At 62.0% G+C, this 25,541-nt stretch carries 21 protein-coding genes and 1 pseudogene; 13 read left to right on the top strand and 9 right to left on the bottom strand.

The genetic code is table 11. The features are described 5' to 3' along the window. Together LSO07_RS16645 and LSO07_RS16640 are read left to right on the top strand one after the other, a co-directional pair. Nucleotides 1-117: pseudogene (locus LSO07_RS16645) on the top strand (IS30 family transposase); the annotation flags it as partial. 215 nt (nucleotides 118-332) lie between these two features. Next, nucleotides 333-746: a hypothetical protein gene (locus LSO07_RS16640; RefSeq protein ID WP_151095556.1), complete on the top strand. Its 414-nt coding sequence runs from the start codon at nucleotides 333-335 to the stop codon at nucleotides 744-746. Between the two features lie 76 nt (nucleotides 747-822). Here LSO07_RS16640 and LSO07_RS16635 read toward each other — a convergent pair whose 3' ends face one another. Both LSO07_RS16635 and LSO07_RS16630 read right to left on the bottom strand, forming a co-directional pair. Continuing rightward, nucleotides 823-2,682, bottom strand: coding sequence for a phytase (locus LSO07_RS16635; RefSeq protein WP_151095553.1), 1,860 nt, complete (start codon nucleotides 2,680-2,682; stop codon nucleotides 823-825). A gap of 17 nt (nucleotides 2,683-2,699) precedes the next feature. Next, nucleotides 2,700-5,237 carry a TonB-dependent receptor gene (locus tag LSO07_RS16630; RefSeq protein WP_151095550.1) on the bottom strand — a complete coding sequence of 846 codons (2,538 nt, stop codon included), beginning with the start codon at nucleotides 5,235-5,237 and terminating at the stop codon, nucleotides 2,700-2,702. A 306-nt stretch (nucleotides 5,238-5,543) separates the two neighbouring features. Between LSO07_RS16630 and LSO07_RS16625 the strand changes: the two genes are divergently transcribed. The 6 genes from LSO07_RS16625 (at nucleotide 5,544) to LSO07_RS16600 (ending at nucleotide 12,578) form a co-directional block, all read left to right on the top strand. Next, a complete protein-coding gene (locus LSO07_RS16625; protein WP_151095546.1) occupies nucleotides 5,544-6,446 on the top strand; it encodes a GGDEF domain-containing protein in 903 nt (300 codons plus the stop codon). Next, entirely contained in the window at nucleotides 6,446-7,471 is a 1,026-nt protein-coding gene (locus tag LSO07_RS16620) for an AraC family transcriptional regulator (protein ID WP_034785941.1), read from the top strand. Before LSO07_RS16625 ends, LSO07_RS16620 begins: the two co-directional genes overlap by 1 nt. Nucleotides 7,472-7,735: 264 nt before the next feature. After that, on the top strand, nucleotides 7,736-9,130 hold the full coding sequence (locus LSO07_RS16615; protein WP_151095543.1) for a class I SAM-dependent methyltransferase: 1,395 nt from the start codon (nucleotides 7,736-7,738) through the stop codon (nucleotides 9,128-9,130). Beyond that, nucleotides 9,130-10,473 carry a sensor histidine kinase gene (locus LSO07_RS16610; protein WP_034785939.1) on the top strand — a complete coding sequence of 448 codons (1,344 nt, stop codon included), beginning with the start codon at nucleotides 9,130-9,132 and terminating at the stop codon, nucleotides 10,471-10,473. The genes LSO07_RS16615 and LSO07_RS16610 overlap by 1 nt, the downstream gene beginning before the upstream one ends. A gap of 1 nt (nucleotide 10,474) precedes the next feature. Next, nucleotides 10,475-11,572 (top strand): hybrid sensor histidine kinase/response regulator, encoded by a 1,098-nt coding sequence (locus LSO07_RS16605; RefSeq protein WP_092605024.1) that lies wholly within the window; start codon nucleotides 10,475-10,477, stop codon nucleotides 11,570-11,572. Further along, nucleotides 11,565-12,578, top strand: coding sequence for a response regulator (locus tag LSO07_RS16600; RefSeq protein ID WP_052140444.1), 1,014 nt, complete (start codon nucleotides 11,565-11,567; stop codon nucleotides 12,576-12,578). The genes LSO07_RS16605 and LSO07_RS16600 overlap by 8 nt, the downstream gene beginning before the upstream one ends. Nucleotides 12,579-12,658: 80 nt before the next feature. Here LSO07_RS16600 and LSO07_RS16595 read toward each other — a convergent pair whose 3' ends face one another. Continuing rightward, nucleotides 12,659-13,186 carry an SRPBCC family protein gene (locus tag LSO07_RS16595; RefSeq protein ID WP_151095540.1) on the bottom strand — a complete coding sequence of 176 codons (528 nt, stop codon included), beginning with the start codon at nucleotides 13,184-13,186 and terminating at the stop codon, nucleotides 12,659-12,661. A gap of 214 nt (nucleotides 13,187-13,400) precedes the next feature. Here LSO07_RS16595 and LSO07_RS16590 point away from each other — a divergent pair, with 214 nt between their 5' ends. Both LSO07_RS16590 and LSO07_RS16585 read left to right on the top strand, forming a co-directional pair. Continuing rightward, entirely contained in the window at nucleotides 13,401-14,186 is a 786-nt protein-coding gene (locus LSO07_RS16590; RefSeq protein WP_070279907.1) for a DNA/RNA non-specific endonuclease, read from the top strand. A gap of 21 nt (nucleotides 14,187-14,207) precedes the next feature. Continuing rightward, on the top strand, nucleotides 14,208-14,462 hold the full coding sequence (locus LSO07_RS16585; protein WP_151095537.1) for a hypothetical protein: 255 nt from the start codon (nucleotides 14,208-14,210) through the stop codon (nucleotides 14,460-14,462). A gap of 51 nt (nucleotides 14,463-14,513) precedes the next feature. On the opposite strand, the gene LSO07_RS16580 is transcribed toward LSO07_RS16585, so the two are convergent. The 6 genes from LSO07_RS16580 to LSO07_RS16555 all read right to left on the bottom strand — a co-directional run bounded on the left by LSO07_RS16580 (nucleotide 14,514) and on the right by LSO07_RS16555 (nucleotide 23,640). Further along, entirely contained in the window at nucleotides 14,514-17,348 is a 2,835-nt protein-coding gene (locus LSO07_RS16580) for a TonB-dependent receptor (protein WP_191909695.1), read from the bottom strand. A 659-nt stretch (nucleotides 17,349-18,007) separates the two neighbouring features. Further along, the gene (locus LSO07_RS16575; protein WP_225317326.1) at nucleotides 18,008-20,884 is read right to left on the bottom strand and encodes a M16 family metallopeptidase; all 2,877 of its coding nucleotides are present in this window, start codon (nucleotides 20,882-20,884) and stop codon (nucleotides 18,008-18,010) included. Nucleotides 20,885-20,960: 76 nt separating this feature from the next. Beyond that, nucleotides 20,961-21,293, bottom strand: coding sequence for a type II toxin-antitoxin system RelE/ParE family toxin (locus LSO07_RS16570; RefSeq protein WP_151095531.1), 333 nt, complete (start codon nucleotides 21,291-21,293; stop codon nucleotides 20,961-20,963). Nucleotide 21,294: 1 nt separating this feature from the next. Continuing rightward, nucleotides 21,295-21,582 carry a type II toxin-antitoxin system Phd/YefM family antitoxin gene (locus tag LSO07_RS16565; RefSeq protein ID WP_151095528.1) on the bottom strand — a complete coding sequence of 96 codons (288 nt, stop codon included), beginning with the start codon at nucleotides 21,580-21,582 and terminating at the stop codon, nucleotides 21,295-21,297. A 71-nt stretch (nucleotides 21,583-21,653) separates the two neighbouring features. Continuing rightward, on the bottom strand, nucleotides 21,654-22,646 hold the full coding sequence (locus tag LSO07_RS16560) for a sensor domain-containing diguanylate cyclase (protein ID WP_070259386.1): 993 nt from the start codon (nucleotides 22,644-22,646) through the stop codon (nucleotides 21,654-21,656). A gap of 88 nt (nucleotides 22,647-22,734) precedes the next feature. Next, nucleotides 22,735-23,640, bottom strand: a complete 906-nt coding sequence (locus LSO07_RS16555) for a sensor histidine kinase (protein WP_151095525.1) — start codon at nucleotides 23,638-23,640, stop codon at nucleotides 22,735-22,737. A gap of 286 nt (nucleotides 23,641-23,926) precedes the next feature. On the opposite strand from LSO07_RS16555, the gene queE reads away from it, so the two are divergent. Genes queE through tadA form a run of 3 tightly spaced genes read left to right on the top strand, consistent with a single transcriptional unit; the run spans nucleotide 23,927 to nucleotide 25,520 of the window. Continuing rightward, nucleotides 23,927-24,562 (top strand): 7-carboxy-7-deazaguanine synthase, encoded by a 636-nt coding sequence (gene queE, locus LSO07_RS16550; RefSeq protein WP_034785949.1) that lies wholly within the window; start codon nucleotides 23,927-23,929, stop codon nucleotides 24,560-24,562. Between the two features lie 9 nt (nucleotides 24,563-24,571). After that, entirely contained in the window at nucleotides 24,572-25,018 is a 447-nt protein-coding gene (gene queD, locus LSO07_RS16545) for a 6-carboxytetrahydropterin synthase QueD (protein ID WP_034785919.1), read from the top strand. Further along, on the top strand, nucleotides 25,011-25,520 hold the full coding sequence (gene tadA / locus LSO07_RS16540) for a tRNA adenosine(34) deaminase TadA (RefSeq protein ID WP_151095522.1): 510 nt from the start codon (nucleotides 25,011-25,013) through the stop codon (nucleotides 25,518-25,520). Before queD ends, tadA begins: the two co-directional genes overlap by 8 nt. Nucleotides 25,521-25,541 lie beyond the last annotated feature (21 nt).

Here is a 25,541-nt window from a genome sequence, read left to right as displayed (position 1 = left end):
TATTCGCAAGAGCAACTCGATGCGGTAGCCAGAAGACTCAACGAGCGCCCTAGGAAGACGCTACACTACCAAACACCGGCTCAACGATTTGAACAGTGTGTTGCGTTGACCGATTGAATCCGCAGGCGGAAGCGGACATTACAAGTTTTACCTGTTTTACAGAGTAAACGCCTCTTTCTTGCATTTATTGACACTATTAAAGACGGTAAAGTTTAATGTCATTGCTGTGCGCATTGACAATAGTTGAATGAATATGATGAAGGCAGGGCAATCCTGCATTCCTTGCTGTTTATCGTGCCGTCTATTTACTTGTAACTCAGGAGAAGTATTGAATGACTGTTTTTAGTATCGGCAACACCAATTTTGAAGTGGATGTAGCGAAATCAAACATTAGTCTGGAAGTTCTTGGCGGCGGTATGCTGGAGCTGAATATCGATATCCATGGCGACGATGAGGTGTTTATGCGCTTGACCGAGCCGGAGGATGCGGAATGGTCGTGGGCGCTGTATCCGCCGGTTTTTTTCCTGCATGGCTTGCGCATACCGGAAGGGCAGGGAGGAGCGTTTTCGATCGGGATGCTGGATATGCATCCCGAGGCAGAGGAATCGGGTATCTATATGATGGAATATGGTGACGTGTCGGCTGTCAACATCATTGAATTGTCGGCGGATCGACTAGCCGTGTCGGGCATGGTGGACTTGTGCGGCAAGCGCCTGCCATTTCATATCGATATGCCGCGCAGATAGTATCGGGGCCGGGCTCAGCGGGATTGGAATGCGCCCCATTGAGGCGCATTCCTCCGGCGGGGTCAGCCCCGCCTGATTATTCCAGCTTCAACGCCGTCGCCACATCCCCCCACGCCACATACTTGAAGTTCTGCGGTCCGTCCGGCAAGCGCTTGTAGCCGTCCTGGATCACCAGCATGCCTTGCGCATACGCGCCGCCCAGGTTGGCGGAGGTGACGTCGAGGCCGTCCGTTTCCGAGGTGCCGTCGATGCCGGCGGGCAAGTTGAAACCCACCTTGAAGCGACCGCGCACCTTGTAGGGCGCTTGCGCGTCGAGCACCACGTAGCTGCTGTCGCCCTGGCTGGAGACGATCAGGTAGCCCGTATTGGCCTTGGCGCCAGGCTGGCGGTAGATGGCCATGCCTTCCACGTCGGCCGTCAGGTTCGCGCCCACCGGCAAGACCATGGTGAGGGCGTCCGGCTTGGCGGCGTCGGCCGAGGTGGTCCAGATGCCGCGCGTTTCCTCGCCCAGGAACAAGCGGGCGTTGGCGTCGTCGGCCACGCAGCCTTCCGGTTGCGTGGCGACCTTGAAGCTGCGCAAGAGGGTGGCGCTGAACTTGTTGCCTTCCAGGCCGATGCTGTACTGCTGGAAAGTGCCGTCCTTGTCGTTGATGAACGCTTGCACGCCGCCGCTGGCCGGCTGGTACAAGCACATGCCGTAGATGCTTTTCAGACCGGTAGGGAAACGGCCCGCTTCCGCCACGTCGCCGCTGGCATTGATGGTGAACAACATCATGCTGTTGTCGTCGCGCTGGGTGGCCACGGCCAGGTCGACCTTGCTGCCGCCAAGACTGATGTTCTGCCGCACGTCGACGTTGTTCAGGCGTCCCACTTCCAGCAGCTGCGTCTGTTTGCCTTGCAGGTCGTAGACCAATAAACCCTGTTTCTTGTTGGTGCCGAGGATGCGTGCGTCGGCGGGGTTGCTGGATAGCCAGATGGCCGGATCGTCGGCCGCGTCGCCTTGGCGCGCCATCGGTTCCGTCTGCGCTTGCGGGGCGATGATGGCCACCGCAGGCTGCGTTTCCGCTTGGCCAGCCCATTTCAAGGGCCGCGCCTGCCAACCATTCTTGCCGCGTAACATCAACGAATTTCCATTGAGTGCCAGCTGGCTGTCGCCCTTGCGCACGTTCAAGGCGACGGCTTGCGGCGGCATGGCCGTCCATTGACTCCCCTGATGGGTGTACAGGTGCAGCTTTTCCGCCTTGCCGTCGAGTACTGCCACCCCGCCCGGCAGCACGGCCAGCGCACCGGCGCCGCCGTCCAGCTGGCCGTACGGCTTGCGCAGGGCGACCACTTCGCGCTTGCCCATGCCTTCGGACTCGGCGTCATACGCCCATACGCCCATGTTGGCCTCGCTTACCAGCAGACGCTGGGCGCCATCGTCGGCGCGGCAATGTTTCGCGTGCGGCGGCAAGGCCAGCTTGCGTACTAGCTGACGCTGCTCGCCCTGCATCACCCACTGTTCCGCTTGCCCATCCTTGCCGATCAAGAACAGATGGGCTAGCTGCTGCGCGTCGCGGTACAGGCACGACGCTTCCACGGAAAACGTCGGGATGGGAAACGGCGCCAGCTTGACCAGTTTGCCGGCCTGCACATCGACGGACACGGGCAGGGGGCGCTGCGTGTCCGCTTCCAGGAACACGGCCAGTACCTTGTTGCCATCGATGCGCGTGTCGAGCTGCTTGGCGCGCACGGCGATGCGGTCCTGCTCCTGGCCGGCTGCGTTGAACAGGCGCAAGCCGTGCTTGTCCAGGGTCAGCCAGCCGCCGCCGGGCAGGCGGGCCAGTTCTTCCGCTTCCTGCGTGAAGGAGGGAACAGCTTGGGCAGGCGCGGCCTGTGCCGTGCCCATGATGCAGAAGGCAGCAAGCAAGGCGCTGCAGAGTACGGTTTTTTTCATGTTATTGGAAATCATCATCAGAAGGCGCTGGCTTTCAGGCTCACTTTAAAGGTGCGGCCATATTGTTCGTTCTGCACGTTGTATTGCTTCGTGCCCTGGTAGACATAGTATTTTTCGTTGTTCAGGTTAGCCGCCTCAAACATTAGCTGGAACTGTTTATTGATCTGGTACGACAGCGAGAAATCGAGCTGCTTCTGGCTGGCGACGATATGGTCCTGGCTTTGGTCGAGGATGTCGCCGCCCATTTCCAGCAGATACGGCGACTTGTAGTTGAGGGCCAGGCGGGCGCTGACCGGGCCCGTTTCATAGCCCAGCATCAAGTTCATCACCTGGTTCGACTGGCCCGGCAGGCGGATGTCGCGGTTCATCTGCTTGTTGCTGGCCTTGTCGAAGCGGCCGATTTGCGCGCTCGAGGTGCTCAGGGTGCCGTTGACGCCGACGAGGAACTTGTTGAATGGCGCCGGCAGCATGCGCAGCGGCTGCATGTAGGCCAGTTCGATGCCCTTTACTTTGGCCGCGTCACCGTTCGCATACGAGGTGGCCGTCGTGTAGCCTGCCCACTGGCCCGTGCCGGCCAGATTCGTCGTGTAGGTAAAATTCTTGATGTCCTTGTAGAAGCCGTAGGCCGACATCACGCCGTCGTTGCCCAGCACGCGCTCGATACCGAGGTCCAGGTTGTTTGCCTTCAAGGGCTTCAAGTCCGGGTTGCCGATCACGGCTTCCGTGTTGCTGGCCAGGCTGATGCCGGGCGCCAGCTGGCTGAAATTGGCGCGCACGACGGCTTGCGTCCAGGCGGCCCGCACGCTGGTATGTTGATCCAGGTCATAACGGGTTTGCAGGTTTGGCAGCCAGTTGGTGTACGAGCGTTCGCGCGTCAAGGGCGTGGCGACGCCGGCGCTGTCCACTTGCGAACCGGCCGCCTCGAAACTGGTGCGCTCGGCGCGCACGCCACCGAGGATGTGCCAGGCGTCGAAGTCATAGCTGTTCTGCACATACATGGCGTTGATGTCTTCATGCATGCGGTAGTCGTTGATGATGGACTCGGTGGACAGGCGCGCCTTGGCGCGGTCCAGCCCCGCCACGCGGGCGCGTATCAGGGCCGGGTCCAGCGCCACGCCGATGTTGCCCAGGTCGTAGTCGAGATTATGGCCTTGCACGAAGTTGCTCATCGAAGTCGAGCCGGCGCCCCAGTAATTGCCGCTCGTGGCCTTGCTGCTGTTGTACGCCCATTGATCCGTGTCATTGGATTTTTCGCGGCGGCTGACTTTTGCGCCGAATTTCAGGGTGGCGATGTCGAACTTGCGCGCCAGGTCGATGCGCGCGTGGTGCTCATTGTCCTTCGAGTAGCGCTTTTGCAGGGTGATGGCGTTAAGCGCGTAGCTGGCCGGGTCGTACAGCGAGGCGGGGCCGCTCAATTTCGGTTCCTGCGTGTCCGTGAAGCTGATGCCCGCGAAATTGCTGGTGCCGCGGAAACGGCCATCGTTCAGCGACTCCGGCGTGTCTTCCGTGGCGCGGCTCATGCCGCCTTTCACGTCCAGCGTCCAGTCGCCCGATTTTTGCTGCGTGCCCAGGACTAAGGAGCGCACTTGCTGCGTGTACTTGCGCTGGCGGATGCGGCGCTCGGCGCGCGCGCTGGCCGTCTGGCCTTCGGCCAGGCTGCCGCCTGCGATATTGCTGATGGTCAAGCGGTCGCGCACTTCATCGTCGGAAAATTCGCTGACGAAGGAGCGCAGGAACCAGCTGTTGCCCGCTTCGGGACGGTAATCGAGGTTGACGGCCAGCGCGCCGCGCTTGCGCACGGGCAGGTAGTCGCGCAATTCCAGGCCCGACAACTTACCCTTGCTCCAGGCGCCGCCCGTTTCCACGTCGTCCGAGCCGAACGAGCGCTTTTCCGCGCTCAGGCCGGCGGCTACGCCCAGCTTGCCGTCGAGGAAGCGCTGGGCCCACAGGGCGCCGCCGCTGGGGCTGGTCTTGCCCGTTTTTTCATCGTAGCTGGCGCCCACGTTGGCCGACAGCAGCTTGCCCGGCAAGTCGAAGGCGGACAGTGATTTCACCTCGACGGTGGCGCCCAGCGAGTTGGCGTCCATTTCCGGCAGCAAGGTCTTCGATACCTCCAAGGTGCGGATCAGGCCGGCTGGCAGGATGTCCAGCGCCACGGCGCGGCGGCCCGCTTCCGGCGACGGCACCAGCGCGCCGTTGATGGTGACGGCGTTCAAGTCAGGACCCAGGCCGCGTACCGTGATGTAGCGGCCTTCGCCCTGGTCGCGCTGCACGGACACGCCCGGCAAGCGGGCCAGCGCCTCGGCCGCGTTCTTATCGGGCAAGCCGCCGATATCGTCGCTGCTGATGACGCTGATGATGTTGTCGGCTTTCTCTTGCGCGGCGATGGCGTTGCGCAGGCTGGCGCGCTGGCCGCTGACGACCACGGTGGCGGCCGGCAGGCCGTCCGCATCTTGCGCTTGCGCATGGCTTTGGCCGCTGAAGACGGCCATGATGCCGAGGGCCAGGGCCGTGAGGCGCAGCGGGGAGGGGAACGATGTGTGCATGGTTTTCATGAAGAGCTCGGTTAGGGGGATGGAACCGGGCGGATTCTAGGCAGCAAATATGACGGTTGCGTGACAGGCAAGGGCTTGCCACCCTGAAAACAACGGCATGCGAACGCTTTCCGGCTGGAATGGCGCTGCCATGAGCTGAAATGACCTGCCAGCGCGGGGCGCATGGGATGCGGCTTGCCGGATTTGCATCGGCTGCGCTACTAATGATGAGCCGTTTGCACCTGCCGCACGGGCGCAGGGCATGTCATCGTGCCGTCATGGGCGGGCGCTATCGTGGCGACAGCACCACTTTTAAAGGTTTCCCACATGCTGCCGTTGCACCGTAACAGCCTGATTGCCGCCGCGCTCGCGTTGCCCCTGTTTTTGTTCCTGTACGCCACACTGGGGCACCTTAAACCGTTTGCCATCTGGAAGTGGATGGATATCGTCTGCGAAGGCGGCACGGCCGTCATGGCGGGCATCTGGTTTTTGTTTACCCTCAGCAGCCGACCCCGCGGGCTGGTGACGCGCCTGATCGCGGGCGGCCTGTGCGCCATCATGCTGGGGTCCTGGGCCGATTGCCTCGATGAATTCTTTGCCGTCGATAAGAGCGCCGTGTGGGATAACTGGCTGGAAGCATTGATTCCGTTTGGCATGCTGGTGCTGACGATCGGCATGTATTACTGGCGCCAGGAACAGTTCCGGTTAAATGAACACCTGCAAAAGCGCGAACGCCTGTTCCGCGACCACCGCGCCTTCGACCGTATCACGCAACTGGCCGACGCCAGCTACCTGCGCACGCAGATGCGCCTGGAGCAGGAGCGCCGTCCCGGCCTCGATTGCGCGCTGGTCTTGCTCGATATCGACAGCTTTCACCTGATTAACCGCGAATACGGCCACCGCGAAGGCGACCGCGTGCTGCAAGCCGTGGGCCATATGCTGCTGCTGAACTTGCGTAATGACGATTTGCTGTGCCGCTATGCGGGCGACCGCTTTGCCGTGCTGATGCCGGGCGTGTCGCGCGAAGATGCGGCCGTGAAGGCGCGCCACCTGTGCGCCATGGTGGGGCAGATGCGCCACCACGCCAACGATAACCGCGAAATCCGCCTGAGCCTGCGGCATGCCTGCTCGCTGACCGATGGCGTGCCGGAAGTGGTCTTGGCCGAGCTGAGCCGGGCCGTGGAAACGCCGCGCTCCGGTGCCGGAATCAGTTCCGCCGCGCCTGCCTGATGCCGCTGAACCAGCAAGGCGACCCCAGCATCGCGGCCCATCACCAGCCGGCGCTGGTGCTCGATTACGCGCGCAGCCGGGAGCTGGCCGTGGCGCCGCTGCTCAAGGGCACGGGTCTCGATGGCGGCGCGCTGCCGTCCGAGGAAAGCCAGGTCAGCGCCGCGCAATACCTGCAATTGCTGGCCAACGTGGCGCGCGGCCTGGACAGTGCCGACACCAGCTTCATGCTGGGCCAGCAAATGCTGCCCGGCCATTACGGCGCCGCCAGCCATGCCTTGCTGCAGGCGCAGAATCTGCGCCAGGCGCTGGGCATCCTGTGCGGCTTTCATACCTTGCTGTGTCCGCTGCTGCAGCCGCGCTTGCGCGAAGCGGGCGACATGCATGTGCTGTATTGGGTCGATGCATTCGGCGCGCCGAGCCAGCTGCCTTTTTTGGTGGAAATGCACATGACGGCACTGGCGGCCATGTGCCGCTGGCTGGCCGGGCAGTCCCTGCCGTGGCGCTTCTGCTTCAACCGCGCGCGGCCCCGCCACGTCGAACAGCATGAAGTGCACCTGGGCCAGGCGCTGCGTTTCGATTGCCAGGTCGACGCCATGCTCATCGATTCCAGCTGGCTCGACAAACCCTGGCCACGCGGCAATGCCACGGCGGCGGCGCTGGCCTTGCGGGCGGCCGCCCTGGCGCCCGTGCCGGCAGCGAGCCTGCTCGGCGCGCTGTACGACTACCTGCTGGCCAATATCCGCTGCGCGCCGACCCTGGAACGCACGGCGCAGGAATTCGGCGTCAGTCCCGCCACCCTGAAACGCCACCTGGCGCGCCATGGCACGCATTTCCAGGCCGAGCTGGACCAGGTGCGCGCGCACAAGGCCATCTACCTGTTCCAGGCCCATGGCTACGATAACGATGCCGTGGCCGCCTACCTTGGCTTTCATGATGCCACCAACTTCCGCCGCTCGTTCAAGCGCTGGACGGGGCAAACGCCGCAACTATTGCGTCACGCGCTGGCACTGTTCGTGGCTGGTTGATCGCCGGCGTTGCGCGCCAGCGCCACGGACAGTCGTTCCTGAGGGAACAATTGCCCGTTCTGCTACATCCATAGTACACTCGATCAGAGAGCGAACAGACGCGCTTTGAGGCGCTCCGGCACGGCGTCAAACGACGCCGCAATACCGCCATCTTGATGGCGGGGCCGGCGGCAGACGACCGGTGTGCCGTGCCTTAACCCAGCCTGGAAACTGGCGTCACCCGTGTGGTGTGCCGGAAACCGGGCAACTTGATAATGCTCAATCGTGTATTCACAATCGCAGATCGATCCAGTCGTCAGTTTCCGCAACACCCAGGGTGAGGCGGTGCGTGGCACGATTTTCAACTTGCAGCGCAATTCGCTGGTCATGGAAATCTATAATCCATACTCGATTGTGCAGGTCAGCGAGGTGCTCAATGACGTGACGGTGCGCATGGGGGCGAAAAACGCCTACGTGGGCAAGGCCGTCGTCATCAGCAGCGTCAACACGGGCCTGACCGCCATCGTTTCCGTGACCCTAATCGACGAGTGGCGCGAGCTGAGCGACGTGGTCGTCGTCAAGGGCGCCGTGCTGAAAGAGTCCTGCGCCTTTGTCGCCGGCTGGGGCGAGCGCTTCCGCATCCGCCGCGACTACCAGATCGTCGTCAACGAAATGCGCGCCTTCCTGTCGGAAGTGGCGCGCTGGGTCGAGCAGGTCGACCTGTCCGACTCGCTGCCGAAGGAAAACGGCCGGCTGCGCCCCGATATCTTCGATGAACTGGCCTTGCCGCTGATGGAGCAGACCCAGCTGTACCTGCGCCAGCTTGAGGTGGAAGCCTCGCTCGTCGAGGAAGAGCGGGCGCCGGCGCACCGCGCCTTCGCCCAGGCGGCGCTGCATCCATTGATCCTGCGCGCGCCGTTCGTCTTCCGCACGTTTACCAAACCGCTCGGCTATGCGGGCGATTACCAGATGGTCAACCAGCTGCTGGACGATCCGCGCCAGGGCCCGAGCACCTATTTTCAGATCGTCAATGCGGCCTTCCTGCAGGCGGCTGTCGCCACGGCGCACCGCAACCGCATCGATATTTTGACGGAATTCCTGTCGCAGAAGGCGGCCGCGGCGCGCACTGCCGGGCGCGTCTACAAGGTGCTCAACGTGGGCTGCGGCCCGGCCATCGAAGTACAGCGTTTCCTGGAAACCTGTCCCGATGCGCAATGGCTGGCTTTCGAGCTGGTCGACTTCAGCAGCGAGACCCTGGACTGGACGCGCGCGCGCCTGACCACCATCATGCAGCGCACGGGGCGCGTGGTCGAGATCGACTATGTGCACGATTCCGTGCATAACCTGCTCAAGCGCCGCCATGGCTCGGGCATTACGGGCTTGCCGGGCAGTTTCGACGCCGTGTATTGCGCCGGCCTGTTCGACTACCTGTCCGACAAGGTGTGTGCGCGCCTGCTGATGCACTTCGCCTCGCGCGTGGGGCCGGGCGGACGTTTGCTCGTCACCAATGTGCACGCGAACAATCCGGGCAAGTTCGGCATGGAGCATTTGCTGGAGTGGCATTTGATCTATCGCAATGAGGAAGGCCTGTCGGCCTTGCTGCCCGAACATGCAACGGATCCGCTGATCTATGTCGACGCGACGGGCGTGAATGTGTTCGCGGAAGTGAGCATTCCTTGATGGATACTCCAGGCCTGCACGCCGGCTACACGGCCGTTTTGCGCGACTTCCGCCTGGAATTCAGCCGCGGCGGGGCGTACACGGGCATCGTGCTGATCCTGCTGGGCATGGGCCTCGATTCGGCCCTGTACCCGGACAAGCAATCGGCGTTTACCAGCGCGCGCATCGTCGTGTCCGTGCTGATCTTTTGCGTCGTGCTGGCCATGCGCACGCGCTGGGCGCAAGACCGTATCCAGGGCCTGACGTTTGTCTGGCTGATCCTGCCGCAAATCATGATCGCCTGGATGATCGCCGTCACGGAAGGCGCCACCTCGATCTATTATGTGGGCATGACCTTGGCCATCTATTCGTCGGGCATCGTGCTGGCGTTCGGCCTGTGGCAAAACATGGTCTTCGGCGCCATCTCCTGCCTGCTGTATGTGGCCGCCTGCGCCTGGCATGCGGGCGGCTTCGACTTGCCGGGCACGTTTGTCGTCAACTGCCTGTTCCTCATCATGTCGGCCAGCATCAGCGCCGTATTTACCTATTTTAATGAGCGCGCCCGCTTCATGCTGTTCCAGCTGAAGGCGGAAGTGGCGCAAAAGAACACGCAGCTGGAAGAAACCAACAAGAGCCTGGCCGATATCAAGGGGCAGATGCTGCAGCAGGAGAAAATGGCCGCCATCGGCACCCTGGCCGCCGGCATGCTGCATGAAGTCAATAACCCCGTGAACTTCTGCATGATGGCCATCGAGGTGGCCATCGAAGACCCGGCCGCCCAGCAAAGCGCACTGGTCAGCGAATGCCTGGCCGACGCCAAGCAGGGCATGCTGCGCGTGCAGCACATCGTGTCCGACTTGAAGACCTTTGCCTACCGCAAGAGCGGCAACCAGCTGGAAACGGGGCATTTCCAGTTCCGCAGCGCGCTCGACGCGGCCATCCGCCTGGTAGGGCATGAAACGAAAAATGTCAGCATCAGCCACGACTTGCCCGTCGACACCCTGGTGCGCGGCGACGAGGCGGCCATCGTGGGCGTGCTGATCAACTTGCTGGGCAATGCCGTGCTGTCCATGCGCAAGGGCAATGCGCCGCCGTTCGAGATCCGCATCACGGCCCACTGGGATGAGAACCGCCTGCGCATCAGCGTGCGCGACAACGGCCCCGGCATCGCGCCGGAAAACCTGGCGCGCGTGTTCGAACCGTTCTTTACCACGCGCGAAGTGGGGCAGGGCCTGGGCCTGGGACTGAGCATCAGCTATGGCGTGATCGAGCGCCACGGCGGCACCCTCAGCGCCGAAAGCGAGCTGGGCGTGTGGGCCAGCATGAATTTCGACTTGCAGCGCTCCGATTGGGAGGGCCGCTAGCATGGATAACGATAGCCGCGCCAGCGTGCTGTACGTGGACGATGAAGCGCTCGCCTGCAAGTATTTCGAGCGTGCCGTCGGGCCACGCTACCGCGTGCTGACGGCGCAGAGCGTCGATGCGGCGCTCGCTCTGTTGCAAGACGACGCCGGCCAGATCGACGTGCTCGTCACCGATTACCGCATGCCGGATCGCCTGGGCAGCGAATTGCTGCAGGAAGTGGCGCAGCGCTATCCGCACATCGTCTGCATGCTGGTGACCGCGTATGCGGACAAGGACGTGCTGCTCGAACTGATCAACGGCGGCGCGGTGTTCCGCCTTCTGGAAAAGCCGCTTGACTTGCCCGCCATGCAAACGGCGCTGCAACTGGCCGTGCAGACGGGACGCGAGCGCGCCGCGCGCCGCCAGGGCCTGGTGGCGATGGAGGAATCGCTGGCTTTCCTCGCGCATGAATTGAACACCCCGCTGGCGGCCATCGCCAATTTTGCGCGCGGCATCGCGCGGCGTGCGCAGACGGACGCGGCACCGCAGGCCGAGATCGGCGAAGCAGCCGCCTTGATGCACGACAATGCGCGCTATTGCCTGTCCGTCCTGGCCAGCTTTATCGACACGGTGCGCCTGGCCAGTGCCGGGCCGGGCATGCAGGGCGGACGCCGCGCCGGCAGCGCGCGCCAGCTGCTGGCCGCCTTGCTCGACAGCTATCCCTTGAGCACGGCCCAGCGCGCCGCCATCACGGTCGAAGTGGGTGACGATTTCTCCATTGCCGAGTCGCCCAATTGCGTCGCGCTGATTTTATCGTCCGTGCTGGCGAATGCCTTGCGCTCGGCCGGCGAGCAAGCCCATCCGGCGATCGGCATCCGCATCGACGCCGGCCGCATCATGGTGCGCGACAATGGCGCCGGCATCGCCCCCGAGATCGTCGAACAGCTGTTGATCGACCCCGTCAGTACCGGCGGCGGCGAAGGCAAGGGCTGGGGCATGGTGTTTTGTCACCGCATGATGCAGTCGTTTGGCGGCAACCTCGATATCGCCACCGAGTTTGGCACTTCCACCACGGTAACCCTGAATTTTCCAGTACATATAAGGAACGAGCATGATTGACGCCAATCTGCGTTTACCGGCTCAGCGTGAGCCGGCGCAAGGCTTGCCGACGATACTCTATGTCGATGACGAGGCCAACGCCCTCAAATATTTCCAGCGCGCTATCGCGCCGCTGGCCGTCGTGCTGACGGCCACCTCGGTCGAGGAGGGCAAGCGCATCCTCGACGAGCAGGCCGACCGCATCGCCGTGCTGGTGTCGGATCAGCGCATGCCCGGCGCTTATGGCAACGAGCTGTTGTCGTATGCCTGGGACCGCCATCCGCACATCGTGCGCATTTTGACCACCGCGTATTCCGAGCTGGAGCACACGGTGGAAGCCGTCAACCAGGGGCAGATCCACCGCTACATCCAGAAGCCGTGGGATATCGCGGCCCTGCGCATGGAACTCAAGCAGGCGCTGGAACTGGCGCGCTTGCGCAACGAGCACGCCCAGTTGCTGCGCGAAAAGCTGATGGTGCGCCAGCGGCAAGCCGTCGCCAACCGCATCGGCACCCTCTACGCCCTGTGCGCCAGCCTGGCTGGTCCGGAGCAGCAGTTGCCCGTGGAAGCGTATTTGTCGGCGGCCCTGACGGCCGGCGTCACGCCGCCCGAGCCGGACTGGCTGCTGATGGATTATGCCGACCTGGTCAGTTCGGAAGCCTTCCGCGGCACAGCCTTTGCCGCCGCCGTGCGCCAGCAGCTCGACACGCTCGAACGCGACTATCCGGGGCGCGGCGTGGAACAGACGATCGACATGCTGCTGCCCGTATTCGGCGCGGCGCTGCAAAACCAGGGCGGCACGGCGCTGTTTCTCGATGGCCGGCTGCTGACGGAATTCCTGGAAACGCCGACCACCACGCCCGTCTCGCCCATCCACTCGTTCTGGCTGGCCAGCTTGCTGTGGCTGGCGCGGCGCGGCTGGTCCTTGCAGCTCAGCAAGACGGAGCAAGGCTTGCAAGGCAAGGTGGTGCAGGCTGAACCGGCGCTCACGCCAGACCACCTGGCGGCCTGGATCGAGCAATTCTGAGCTAAGCATGCCCCCCGCAAGGGGCGGCGCCAACTAAAACAGGGCCGCGCGGGCCCTGTGTCTGGTGGCGGTGAGCGGGCTTAGCGTTCCGCCGCCGCCTTCAGGTTGTTCAAGCCTTTTTCAAAATCCTTGCCTATCATGGTATCCATGCTGACGAACACCGTCATGACCTTGCTGACGTAAGGGCTGGGGCCCGTCATGGTCCAGTTCACCTTGGTGCCATCGCCTTCGGGCGCCATGGTAAAGGTGGTGGTGTTATGGCTTTCGAACGGCTTGAGGAAGTCCAGCTTGATGACGGTGCGTTCGGGCTGGGCCGCTTCCGTGATTTCCATGCGGCCGGCGCCCACCTTGTCATTTCCCGTCCACGCATACTGCGCGCCCAGGCCATTGGAAGGACCCGTAAACGTGCGGCGCATGGCCGGATCGAGCTTTTCCCACGGCGACCAGGCGGCCCAGTAGTGGAAGTCCGTGATCAGGGCGGCGATTTTCTCGGGCGGGGCCTTGATGGTGATTTCGCGCTGGACACTGAAGGTGTCGGGCTTGGTGGTGGCATAGCCGAGGATGGCGGCGACGACGACAACGATCAGCAGCAGGGTTTTTTTGATCATATGCTCTCCAAATCTTGAATGGTCGATGCGAACAAATCAAGGCAATCTTAGCAGATATGAATGGCTGTGCGCGGCCTGTTGGCCTTTATTTGCGCCAGCTCTGCGCAGGACCGCCTGTACGCCTGTTTTTCGCCGCGCACGCCAGGTTTGTGCAGCTTGGTGCTGAGGGCCGGCGTCCGCTAGAATGCTGGCCTGCAAGATTTCAGAGGGAAATATGATTCAACGATCGATCGCCAGGCTGACCCTGGCGTGCGGCCTGCTGGCTTCCGCCTTTGCCGCGAACCTGGCGCATGCCGATGCCTGTCCTGCCCATTACGTCGATGGCCGCAAGCCGGAAATCACCAACCCCAAGCTGGACGTGGCCACCAAGGAGCTGTGCTACAACGTGTTTGGCGTGATGCACTCGGGTATCACCCGCACGCCGCTGTGGTCGGCTGAACACTTGACGGCGAACAACCTGGAAGCGGCACAGGATTTGTCGCGCGAAAACTCCTTCCATGCCGAACGCAAGCTGCCCGCGGCCCAGCGCGCGGAACTGGCCGATTATGCGCGCAGCGGCTTCGACCGTGGCCACATGGCGCCCAACGGCGACATGCCGGACCGCCAGAGCCAGCGCGACAGCTTCACCCTCGCCAACATGGTGCCGCAGGATGCGCGCAACAACCGCTATGTGTGGGCCGGCATCGAGGGCGCCGTGCGCAAGATGGCGAAGAAGGAAGGCGACCTGTACGTGATCACGGGCCCGGCTTTTATTGGCGGCAACCTGCGCAAGGTGGGCAGGGTGATCGTGCCCAGCCATCTGTACAAGGCCGTGTATAGCCCGCGCCAGCGCGCCGGCGCCGCCTACTTCATTGAAAACGTCGATACCAAGACGTATGAAGTGTTGAGCATTGCGCAACTGGAAGACAGGATAGGCATCGATCTGTTACCGTCGCTGACGCGGCAGCAAAAGTTGCGCATGCTGAGTTTGCCCAAGGTAAAGAGCAAGTCCAAGAAATAAGACCGTCAAAAAGGAAATCCCATGTGCGCAAAGAAATTCGTCCCGTATGCCAATGAAAGCGATGTGCTGGACATTGGCAACCTGACTATCGAAAACAGGATCGACCGCATCAGCATCAGCGGCGACATCGACCTGACCCTGGACAAGCCGGGCCTGGCCCTGGCGAAACAGCTGCAAAAACTGCTGGGCGACGTGGTGGCGCAGCTGGAAAAGCAGGACTTGCCCGACCAGCTGCCGCCGCCCGAAGTGACGTCGGTAGCCAATCCCTTCGAGTAATGGCAAAAAAAACGCCTCCCGAAGGAGGCGTTTTCTTTTGCAGACAGTTAATTAAAACGTGTAGCGCGCATTGAAGGTGAAGTAACGGCCATAGGCGTTATGCAAGCCTTCGTTGTAGCCGACGGCTGGGTAGTCTGGATCATACGGTGCGGCGCGGTCGAACAGATTCTGGATATTGATGCCCAGGCTCAGGTTCTTGAAGCCGGTGTACGTATAGCCGAGGCCCACCGTGGTCCAGCTGGCCACTTTGCAGTCCGGGAACGCCGCTTCGTAGCCAGGGATCGTGGTATTGCGATCCGGCGCCGCATCGGTGGGCTTCTTCGTGCCATAGGCACAGAAAGGCTGGTCGTAGATCTCGGCGCCATCGCGGTTGCGCTTGAGCGATACGCTGCCAACGAAGTTCAGCGAGGCGTTGACGCTATGGTCGCCACGCGTCCAGTTGGTGGTCAGCGAAGCCTTGACCTTCGGCATATCGGTGCCGGTGGACAATTGCCAGTCATACAAGCCTGGACGCGTGCCGGTCACATTGTTTACGGTGTCGCCTTCGTGCTGCTCCAGCTTGTAGCTGTAGACATACGTGCCGCGCAAGGCGGTGCTGAGCGAACCCCATTCACCGAGCTTGTTACGCAGACGACCTTCGAAATCGACGCCGCGCAGTTCGGTCGAACCCTGGTTGGACCAAGGCGTCTTGACCGACAACAAGGTGCCCGTGCCGGGAATCGGATTGCCGTTCGCGTCCGTGATGAAGTTGGCCGGGTTCTGGTCGCGCAGTACGTTTTCCGGCGAGCGGTCTTCGTTCTTCAGCGCTTCGCTGGCCGTACCCAGCGCCACTTCTTTTTCCTTGCGCACGCGGTATACATCGACGACCACGTCGATATTGGAGGTTGGCGAGTAGATCAGGCCCAGCGAGTAGCTTTTCGACGTTTCCGGCTTCAGGTCAGGATTGGCGCCACCGACGCCAGAGATCGACTTGCTGCAGTCGGCCGTCACGCCGCCGGGACGCGGGGTGCTTTCATCTTCCTGGCAGCGTTTCGGATCCCACACGCCTTGCAGGAAGAATTGCGCGCCGCCTGGCGTCACTTGCGACAGTGCGGGAGCGCGGAAACCTTCGGCATACGTGCCGCGGAAGGCCAGCGTATCCGTGGCGGTCCACTTGGCGCCCACTTTCGGCACGAAGTTGGTTTTGATGCCAGGGTATTTGTCTACCCGGCCGGCAAAGTCCATCTCGAAGCTTTTGGTGAATGGCGTGCGCAGTTCGACGAAGGCCGATTTGACGTTGCGCTGGCCGTCGATGATGGTATTGGACTGTCCGTAGATTTCTCCGTTGGCAACCTTGCTGTCCGGATCGATGCGGATTTTCTCTTGGCGCAGTTCGAAGCCGATAGCCAGTCCCATGGCCCCGCCGCCCAGCTTGCCGAATTCCGTGCTGGCCTTGCCGTCCAGCTGGACGATTTCCGCTACGCCTTCGCTTTTCGGATCGTAGCCGATGGTCGGATCGGCCGCCAGCTGCGCCAGCGAGGTGCCGGTATTGAGTTTGCGCAAGGTTGGCAGGTACAGGCGGCCATATTGCGTTTCATCGCGTTCCGAGCGGTTCCACAGCAGGCCCGTATCCCAGCTCCAGCCGAAGTGATCGCCTTGCAGGCCCGTCAGCAGGCGCATGTTCTGGTTGACCGTTTCAGATCCGCCACGCAGGTTTTCAAAGCGGTAGGCAACCGATGCGCGGGCATTCGTCAGCGGGTTGTCCGGATGGCCTATCGGCAGGATGGCCTGGAATGGATCGGCCAGGCCCGTCGCCATGTAATTGGTTACGGAGGTCGTGCCGAGGGAGATCGGCGCGCCCGTGTACGAGCGTGAGGAGCGCGTGTAAGCCGCTTCCGCGTAGCCGGTGACGCTGCTGCTGAGCTTCAAGGTGCCGCGGCTCAATACGCTGGCATCGCGGCCGTCGCCTTGGCTTTCGAGGAATTGATCGAGGTCATAGTTACAGAAGGTGCGGCCAATGAGGATGCTCGTTGGCAGCAGGCCATCCTTGGTGCCGCCCGTAATGCGTTCCGACGGGTCGCAGCCTAGGTTGAAGGTTACGCGCGCAGGCGCAGTCGCTTGCGTCACGCCGAAGTTGCGCGAGCCTGGCGATGATTCGCGGTACACGGTCGCGTATTTCGAGACGGAACTCGAGTAGTTGGAGCGGAAGCGGCCGTTCAAGTCCTGGTAGGTCGAGTAGGCGACATCCTTGGCGTCGCGGCGGGCCACGCGGTCGCGTTGCGAGAAGTCGGCGGCGATGAAGACGTTGTAGCCATCGGTCTCAAGATCGCCCGTGCCGAAGAAGCCATTGACGTTCTTGCGGCGGAACAGGCCATCGTCGTTGGCGCCCGCATTGCCGGCGATTTGCGCGCCGCGATAGTTCGATTTGGTGATGAAGTTGATGACGCCGCCGATGGCGTCCGAACCGTAGACGGCCGATGCGCCGTCTTTCAGGATTTCGACGCGGTCCAGGGCGGACAGCGGAATGCTGTTCAAGTCATACAGGGTGGAGTTGCCGTTGTTCGGGTCGGCATAGGCCGATGGCGTCATGCGCCGTCCGTTCAACAGGATCAGGGTGGAGCTTGAGCCCAGTCCGCGCAGCGAGGCGGTGGCGACGCCCTTGGCAAAACCGCTGCCGCTGGCCTGGTCCTGGTTGGTGTCGGTGCCCATGGATGGCACCAGTTTCATCAGTTCGGCAACGGTCGATGCGCCGCTGTCCTTGATATCCTTGGCGGTAATGACATCGACGGGGGAGGTACCTTCCTTGTCGGCCCGCTTCAAGTTCGAACCTGTAATGAGAATTTTCTGCAGCGCTGGCTCCTGCGGTGCCAGTTGCGCATAGACCAGCTGAGAAGAAGATAAGGTCAAGGCGACTGCGATCACACTTTGTTTTAAGACTATTTTTTTAAGCAAAATATTCTCCATCGAATTTCAACTGCTGAACACATGGTCTGACATCGTTGTACGATGCGCGACTTTCCCGGTCTAGTGGATCGCTTGAGCGATTTTTGTTGCAAAACCGTATAAACAGTATTGCCTAGACCTTTATCAAAACATTTTCGGAAAAGTTGCGCCATGCTTTTTTTCAATATTGTCACGTTGACACAACAGTTTATCTAGATTATTTTTATGCTTACATATTCGGTAAAAAATTGATGGCAGGCAAAAGATTTTATGCTAGGAAATATCAAAAAATTATAAAATAAACAATTCCATAAATGCACCATTAAATTTGTAAGTTATTGTTTTTTAAAGATTAATTTAAATTATTTCCGCTTAAAAATATTTTTTTGCTGTTTTTAGGATGTCCATTCAAGTTGCAAACTTTTACATTTGTAATATGTTGCAGATGCACCGTTCTGGTGCGGCGACGGATGCTCTATGACGCACCCGGCTAGGCGGGATAATATGAGTAGATAATCGCCAATGGATGCTGCGGTGCGCCATTTTCGTGCATAAAAAAAGCCGCCAGCTTTATGCTGGCGGCCATGACTGCATTTACTTTGTGCGTTATTTTTCTGTCGCGCTTATCTGGCGAACGCCTGCGCCGCCGGCGTGACTGTGACGGCGGCCGGCTTGATGTTTAGCTTCATCGCGCCGATGACCTTGTCTTCATCGAGCAGCGCCTGCGGCTTGTTGCCGTCGTACTTGATGGGAGAGAACGCGTCGCTGACGAGCTTATCCTTCAAGCCGGCCGCATCCTTGGCGACGATCACCACGGACAGGTTCTGCGCCGACAGGTGCTGCTTGATGGCGCGGTTGACGTCCGCCACCGTCAGTTTCGACAAGCCATCACGCATCAGCTTGGTGAACTCCGGCGTGCCATACCATTGCGAATCGAGCGCATAGCCCAGTTGCTGGTCCTGTGTCGACGTCATCACGAAGACGTTCTTCATCAGGTAATCGCGGGTGGTGGCGAAATCGTCCTGCGTCAGGCCGTTGTCGACCAGCTTGCCCAGTTCCGTCAGGGCCACGCGCAGGGCGAAGTGAGCGTTGTCCGGCGCCACGGGGCGGATCCAGATTTCAAACAGCTGCGCCTTGCGGCCCAGGTTCGGGTTCGGGAAGAACTGGTACATGCCGCGCGGGAAGGCTTCAATGTACGCGTAGTCGCCATAGTTCATGCCGCGGATTTCACGGATGCGCTGGTACAGGTAGGAATTCGAGGCGCGGTGCTCGCCCAGCCACGTCTTCGCCAGCCACAGGGCGGGGAAGTCCGGGTGCGTGCGCGTCACCTCTAAAGGCAAGCCGAAGGAAATCGCCGTGGCGCGCGTGTTCTTCTCGATGATTTCCACTTCCAGGCCCTGCGCCTTGCGGCCGACGGGTTTCACGGTGGCTGGCAAGCCGGGGCCGGCCGGCAAGCTTGCCAGCGCCTGCGTCAGCGAGGCCGTCATGGCGTCGGACACGTCGCCGGAAATGCCCACCTTGACGGCGCCTTGCGCATACGCGCTCTTCCAGAACTGTTTCACATCGTCGAGGGTGATGGCGTCGATGCCGGCGACCGTGCCCAGCACCGGGTGGCCATACGGCGTGCCCGCGTAGACATTGGTTTGCAGGCGTTCCTTGGCGAATTCTTCTTCGTTATTATCCTTCAGATCCAGCAGCAGCGCATTCTTTTGCGCATCCTTCAGGCGGCGGAAGTCGTCTTCGCGGAAACCGGGCGAGAGCAGCAGGGGCAGGGCGATGGCGTTGAACTGCGTCCAGTTATCCTTGTGGATGGAGCCCGTAAACGTCGTCATTTCCTTGTCCGTCTGCTGGCTGAAACTGCCGGCCAGCGGGAACAGGGCCTGGTTGACCTCGTCGATCTTGCGCTCGGACGAACCAGCGGACGCCACCATGGCGGCCGTCAGCGCGGCCAGGCCTTCCTTGCCTTGCGGATCTTGCGCGGAACCGGCCGTAAACAGCAGCTTGTAGCGGATTTGCGGCAGCGCGGACTTTTGCACCAGCACGTCGAACTTCGCGTTCGAGACGGCTGGCAGCAGGCTGGCCAGTGTCGGCGTGGTGGCGATGGCGGCCGCCATCGGCTGGTGCGACAGGGTCGTCACTACCAGTCCGTCGTCCGTCAGGTATTTGCGCGCGGCCGCCTGCAGGTCGGCCGGTGTCAGCGTATCGATCAGCCGGTAGTACTGGTTGATGGTGACGTACGAGCGGTCGAAATGCACGAAGGAAGCCAGGGTGCCGGCGATCTGCTCCGTGTTGTCCAGCGAGCGGATCAAGCCGTATTTTTCCGCCGACTTGGCATCCGCCAGGTCTTTTTCGCTCACTGGCGTATCGCGCAGCTGCGCCACGGTAGCCAGGATGGCGTCGCGCACGTAGACGGCATCATCGATGTTTTTCACGCGCGCGCCGAGCACGGCCAGGGTCGGGTCGACCCGCTCCGGCGTCATGTCGAACAATTGATCGACCTTTTGCTCGTTCTGCACCAGGCGCTTGTACAGCGGCGAGGTGCGGCCGAACGACAGCGACAGCAGCGTCGCCAATGCGGCCTGGTCTTTGTCCTTTACGGAAAACGCGGGCGCGTGGAAGCCGACGGCGACCCACGGCAGGGTCGGCGTGGGCCAGGCCACGTGCTTGTAGACGGGGCCGCGCGGGGCCGGTTCCACGGGCACGGCCGCCTGCTGCTTGCCGCGCTGCCAGGCGCTCCAGTACTTTTCCACCAGCGCGATGGCTTGCTGCGGTTCCACGTCGCCGGCGATGATGATGGTGGTGCGCTCGGGACGGTACCAGCGGTCGAAGAAGACCTTCGAGTACGCGTACTGGTTCGGCATGTCTTCGATGTCCTGAATAAAACCCATCGTCGTGTGCTTGTAGGTATGCGTCGTATAGGCGCTGTCGCGCATCACTTCGAACAGTTTCGAGACGGGATTGGCGCTGTTCTTGTTGTATTCGCCCAGCACGGCCCGCGATTCCGTCTTGAACGCGTCTTCCGCATAGTCGAGGTGCTGGAAGCGGTCCGCTTCCACCTTCAGCACGGTTTCCAGGTCTTGCTTGGCAAACGTCGTGTGGTAATTCGTCAGGTCGTCGCTCGTATACGCATTCTGGCGCGCGCCGGCGCGGGTGATGACTTCCTGGTATTTTTCGGGCGGATAAGCCTTGGTGCCGCGGAACATCATGTGTTCGAAGAAGTGGGCAAAGCCGGACTTGCCCGGCTCGACTTCATTGCGCGAACCCGTCTGTACGGGAATCTGCAACGAGACCAGGTTGGGGAAACCGGTCGGCACGATGATGATCTTCAAACCGTTGGCCAGGGTCTTTTCCGTCGCCTTGAACGGCAGCAAATCGGCCTTGCTGGCGGCGGCGCTGTGGGCGGCGGCCGGTTTGACGGGCGCGGCGCCCAGGTTCGACGAAGCCATGGCCGACAGGGCCAGGGCGAAGACGGGTAATAAAACAGGCATGATTCTTGACACGGGGGCTCCTTCTTTTTTTGGAATGTGGAAAGTGCAACGCCGCAGCATAGAATATTCGTGCCGCCGTGCATAGGGGCTAACAGTCGGGCCGCAGGATGCGCGCCGTCAAGTGGGCGAGGAAGTCGCGTTTGGTGGGCAGGAACATGCGGATGTACACGATGTCGTGCGCGCGGTCATGGTGATACACGACGCGGATATCTTCGCACAGGCGTTGTCGCACATCCATGCCGACCTCACGGGCGGCTTCGACGGGCGTGCCGCTGTCGGGAAAGGTCTTGAGATCGGCAAATAATTGCCGGAAAGCCGCGATGAACTGGGCATGGGCGGCCGCCGTGTGGCGCGCCTTGAAGTCGCTGCGCAGTTCATTGAAATCGGCTTGCGCGCTTTTCAGCACGACGATGCGCGCCATGTCAGTCGTGATCGAGGCTGGCCAGGAAGTCTTCTTCGGACACCACGTCGCCGCGCGCGATGTCCTGGTTGCCCATGGCGATCAGTTTCATGAATGCATGCTGCTCCTGCATCTGCCGCGCTTGCCGCTTGCCTTCCTGATACGCGTGCATGGACAGCACGACCATCTTCGCTTCGCCATTTTGCGTGATGATGATGGGCTCGTCCTGGCCTGCGTCAAAGCTGTTGACGATCTCGGTGGTATTGGCCTTGAGGTAGGAAATCGGCTTGATGCGTTCCTTGAAGTCCATGGCGGCTCCGAATGCGAAAAAAATACGATAGGACCAAATATACACCAAATTTGGTCGTGCTTCCTTGTTGCCTAGGTGAGCGTCGTTTCCGGCAGGCTGATGCGGTTGCGGCCCAGGTGCTTGGCGCGGTACAGGGCGCAGTCGGCCGTGTGGATCAATTGCCCCAGTTCCGTGCCGGGGCCGGGCAGGGCCGTGGCGGCGCCGATGCTGACGGTGACGCAGGCACTGGCACCATCGGCGCGCTTGCGCGGCAGTTGCAGCCGCTCCACGCGCTGGCGGATGCGTTCGGCCACGATGGCCGCGCCCTTGAGCGACTGGTTCGGCAGGATGACGGCAAATTCTTCGCCGCCATAGCGGGCCACCAGATCGTTTGTGCGCATTTCGCTGGCCACGGCGCCGGCCACCTTGCGCAGGCACAGGTCGCCGCCCTGGTGGCCGTGGCTGTCGTTGTATTCCTTGAAATTGTCGACATCGACCATCAGCAGCGACAGGGGCTGGCCTTGCCGCTGGGCGCGCTGCCATTCGGCCAGGATGGTGTCGTCGAAGCAGCGCCGGTTGGCCAGGCCCGTCAGGCCGTCGCGCGTGGCCAGGCGTTCCAGCTCCACATGCGCGCGTTTTTCATCCGTCATGTCGCGCAGGGTTTCGACGACGGCGATCAGTTCGCCGTGATTACCATAGATGGGGCTGGCATCGACGGCCAGGTAACGGCGCCGTCCCGTGCGGGGCATGTCGCACCAGTTTTCCGCGCACAGATTGCTGCCCGTGCTGCTGCGGTATTGCTGTTGCGCGTGCAGGGCGCGCATGTCGCCGCCGCGCCCGGCCAGCAGCAGGTCGGCCAGGGTGGGGCGCTCGTCGTTGTAGAAGCAGCGGCCCGGTTCGCGCGTGCGCAGCACTTCGGCCGCCGGCACGCCCGTCAACTGCTCGCAGGCGCGGTTCCAGATCATCACCTGGCCATGCGCGTCGAGGACAAAGGTGGGCACCACCAGCAATTCCATCATCTTGACGGCGAAACCCTGGGCTGCATCGCAGGGCGATGCGCTGGCATGTGCATGGCTATCCGGCATGTAAGCATCCTTCTCGGGGTGAATGGGGCTGGCTCGCTGGCCATGATGCAATGTGGAGAGTCGATGGTGTTGATATTGAGCAATATTTTCACCGATGGAGCGTCGCTTCATCGTGGCAGCCTGGCAGGGGCAGCGACACGCGCAAGGTGGTGCCGGCGCCGCTGTGGCTTTCGATGTGCAGGCTGCCGCCGGCGGCGGCCACGCGCTCATGCATGCCGGACAGGCCGCAACCGAGGCGCGGCGGCGAACCCGACAGCCCGACGCCGTCATCGCTGATGCGGCATGCCAGGGTGGCGCCCGTTTGCTGCAGGCAAAGCTGGACATGCGTGGCGCGCGCATGGCGGGCGATGTTCGCCAGCGCTTCCTGCAGCGCGTGGTAGAGCAGGGCGCCATGCGCGCTGCCGGCGGCGGCGTCGAGCCGGTAATCGCAGCTGCAATCGATGCCCGTGGTGCGCTTGAAGTCCGCCAGCAAGCCGTCGCACGCCGCTTGCAGGCCCGCGTCGAGGGCGGGCGGGCGCAGGTCGTGGATGACGCAGCGCAGCGCCGCGATGCTCAGGTCGACATTGCGCGCCATCATGGCCAGTTGGCGCGCCAGCAAGGGCGCCGCGTCATGCGTGCTGGTCTGCAGCATGGCCAAGTCGATTTTCAGGGTCAGCAGATGCTGGCCCAGGTCGTCGTGGATGTCGCGCCCGATGCGCAGGCGCTCCTGTTCGCGCGCCTTGTTCTGCTCGCCCGCCAGGCGCGCCTGTTCGGCTTCCGCGCGCAGCTGTTCCAGCGCCTGCAGGCGCAGCGCCAGGCGGCGCAGGCGCCACAGCAGCAGCGCCAGCGCACCGAGCAGGACGGCGCAGGCCAGCATCGAAGGGGACGCTGCGCCAGTCTGCAGCATCGGCTCGGCGGCATGGCCGGCGTGCAGGGAAGCGAGTGCAGCGGCCGCCAGGCAGGCCAGAATGCTCAGGCGGTACGGCGGACGTATCCAGCGTTGCAGCATGTCCATGCTCCCCAAAAATGTTTTCCATCAGGCAATGCCCTTACGGAAAATATATTAACTTGGGGCTATTTATATTGTCTAAACGCAAAAGCTACGTCGTTATGCCTGCCTGTGTGGCTTTCTTGCCCCCTGGATGCCGCGGCGGCAGGTGGCAGGCACGGCATTTGCACGGGAAGTGTCGTGGCGGCATATAATAGAGGGTTGTCAATCGGCTTTTGCGGTGACGGCGCAGTGCGCCGGCCTCGATGCGTTCGCCCTGCGCGATGACGCCAGCCAGCTCTTAGGAAATACAGTGACTTATAGCATCAAAGAGATTTTTTACACCCTGCAGGGCGAAGGCGCGCATGCGGGCCGTCCAGCCGTGTTTTGCCGCTTTTCCGGTTGCAATCTGTGGACGGGCCGCGAAAGCGACCGCGCCACGGCCGTGTGCCAGTTCTGCGACACGGATTTCGTCGGCACCGATGGCGAGCTGGGCGGCAAGTTCAAGACGCCGCAGGAACTGGCCGCGCTGATCGACAGCCTGTGGCCGGCCAGCTACGCGCCGAGCAAATACGTGGTGTTTACGGGCGGCGAACCGCTGCTGCAACTGGACACGGCCCTGATCGACGCCATGCATGCGGTGGGCTTTACCATCGCCATCGAAACCAACGGCACCTTGCCCGTGCCGGCCGGCGTGGACTGGATCTGCGTCAGCCCGAAGATGGGCTCCACCCTGGTGGTGCACAAGGGTAATGAAATCAAGGTGGTTATTCCCCAGTTCCAGCAAGACCTGGCCGCCTACGAACAACTGGACTTCGAGAACTTCTTCGTGCAAGCGATGGACGGCCCCCTGGCCGCGCACAACATGAAGCTGGCCATCGAGACGTGCAAAAGCAACCCGAAGTGGAAGCTGAGCCTGCAAACCCATAAACTCCTGCAAATACCTTAATCAAATAATATGCTGACTATCACACGCAAGCTCGAATTCGACGCGGGCCACCGCATTCCCGACCACAAAAGCCAGTGCCGCAACCTGCATGGCCACCGCTACACGGTGGAAATCACCCTGGTCGGCCAGGTCATCGAAGCGGAAGGCAATTCCGACAATGGCATGATCATGGATTTTTCCGACGTGAAAACCCTGGCCAAGCAGCACCTGGTCGATGTCTGGGACCATGCCTTCCTCGTGTATGAAAAAGACACGGCCGTGCGCGACTTCCTGGCCAGCCTGCCCGACCATAAAACCGTCGTCATCGACCGCATCCCCACCGTGGAAAACCTGGCGCGCATCGCCTTCGAGATCCTGAAGGCGGCGTTTACCGACCATTTCGGCACGGGCTTGCACCTGCATAAGCTGGTGCTGCATGAAACGCCGAATTGCTGGGCAGAAGTGACCGATGACTGAAACGCACGCTAGCGCGCAGGATGCGCGCTATATGCGGCTGGCCCTCGAGCAGGCCCAGCGCGCGTGGGACCTGGGCGAAGTGCCCGTCGGCGCCGTCGTCGTCAAGGATGGGGAAGTCATCGCCGTGGGCTACAACCAGCCCATCGGCCGCCACGACCCCACGGCGCATGCGGAAGTGATGGCCCTGCGCGCGGCCGCCGACAAGCTGGGCAACTACCGCTTGCCCGGCTGCGAGCTGTACGTGACCCTGGAGCCGTGCGTGATGTGCTCGGGCGCCATGCTGCATGCGCGCCTGGCGCGCGTCGTGTACGGCGCGGGCGATCCGAAGACGGGCGCCTGCGGTTCCGTGCTGAACCTGTTCGAGCAGCCTGCGTTGAACCACCAGACGGCCATCGAAGGCGGCGTGCTGGCCGACGAGTGCGGCGCTTTCCTCAAGCGCTTCTTTGCCGAGCGCCGCCGCGCGCAGGCGGAAGCGCGCAAGCTGGCCAATCCGCAGGACTGACACCAGTCCTGACAGGGCAGG

The organism is Janthinobacterium sp. PLB04 (assembly GCF_021165895.1).
In the GTDB taxonomy this organism is placed as follows: Bacteria; Pseudomonadota; Gammaproteobacteria; order Burkholderiales; family Burkholderiaceae_D; genus Janthinobacterium; species Janthinobacterium lividum.
The sequence above is the reverse complement of the archived record's forward strand: the minus strand, read 5'-3'. Positions and strand labels throughout refer to the sequence as shown.

What these genes read in the sequence shown, in the direction of transcription:
- LSO07_RS16640 (WP_151095556.1), top strand. Translation starts at nt 333, where the DNA reads ATGACTGTTTTTAGTATCGGCAACACCAATTTTGAAGTGGATGTAGCG.
- LSO07_RS16635 (WP_151095553.1), bottom strand. Translation starts at nt 2,682, where the DNA reads ATGAAAAAAACCGTACTCTGCAGCGCCTTGCTTGCTGCCTTCTGCATC.
- LSO07_RS16630 (WP_151095550.1), bottom strand. Translation starts at nt 5,237, where the DNA reads ATGAAAACCATGCACACATCGTTCCCCTCCCCGCTGCGCCTCACGGCC.
- LSO07_RS16625 (WP_151095546.1), top strand. Translation starts at nt 5,544, where the DNA reads ATGCTGCCGTTGCACCGTAACAGCCTGATTGCCGCCGCGCTCGCGTTG.
- LSO07_RS16620 (WP_034785941.1), top strand. Translation starts at nt 6,446, where the DNA reads ATGCCGCTGAACCAGCAAGGCGACCCCAGCATCGCGGCCCATCACCAG.
- LSO07_RS16610 (WP_034785939.1), top strand. Translation starts at nt 9,130, where the DNA reads ATGGATACTCCAGGCCTGCACGCCGGCTACACGGCCGTTTTGCGCGAC.
- LSO07_RS16605 (WP_092605024.1), top strand. Translation starts at nt 10,475, where the DNA reads ATGGATAACGATAGCCGCGCCAGCGTGCTGTACGTGGACGATGAAGCG.
- LSO07_RS16600 (WP_052140444.1), top strand. Translation starts at nt 11,565, where the DNA reads ATGATTGACGCCAATCTGCGTTTACCGGCTCAGCGTGAGCCGGCGCAA.
- LSO07_RS16595 (WP_151095540.1), bottom strand. Translation starts at nt 13,186, where the DNA reads ATGATCAAAAAAACCCTGCTGCTGATCGTTGTCGTCGTCGCCGCCATC.
- LSO07_RS16590 (WP_070279907.1), top strand. Translation starts at nt 13,401, where the DNA reads ATGATTCAACGATCGATCGCCAGGCTGACCCTGGCGTGCGGCCTGCTG.
- LSO07_RS16585 (WP_151095537.1), top strand. Translation starts at nt 14,208, where the DNA reads ATGTGCGCAAAGAAATTCGTCCCGTATGCCAATGAAAGCGATGTGCTG.
- LSO07_RS16570 (WP_151095531.1), bottom strand. Translation starts at nt 21,293, where the DNA reads ATGGCGCGCATCGTCGTGCTGAAAAGCGCGCAAGCCGATTTCAATGAA.
- LSO07_RS16565 (WP_151095528.1), bottom strand. Translation starts at nt 21,582, where the DNA reads ATGGACTTCAAGGAACGCATCAAGCCGATTTCCTACCTCAAGGCCAAT.
- LSO07_RS16560 (WP_070259386.1), bottom strand. Translation starts at nt 22,646, where the DNA reads ATGCCGGATAGCCATGCACATGCCAGCGCATCGCCCTGCGATGCAGCC.
- LSO07_RS16555 (WP_151095525.1), bottom strand. Translation starts at nt 23,640, where the DNA reads ATGGACATGCTGCAACGCTGGATACGTCCGCCGTACCGCCTGAGCATT.
- queD (WP_034785919.1), top strand. Translation starts at nt 24,572, where the DNA reads ATGCTGACTATCACACGCAAGCTCGAATTCGACGCGGGCCACCGCATT.
- tadA (WP_151095522.1), top strand. Translation starts at nt 25,011, where the DNA reads ATGACTGAAACGCACGCTAGCGCGCAGGATGCGCGCTATATGCGGCTG.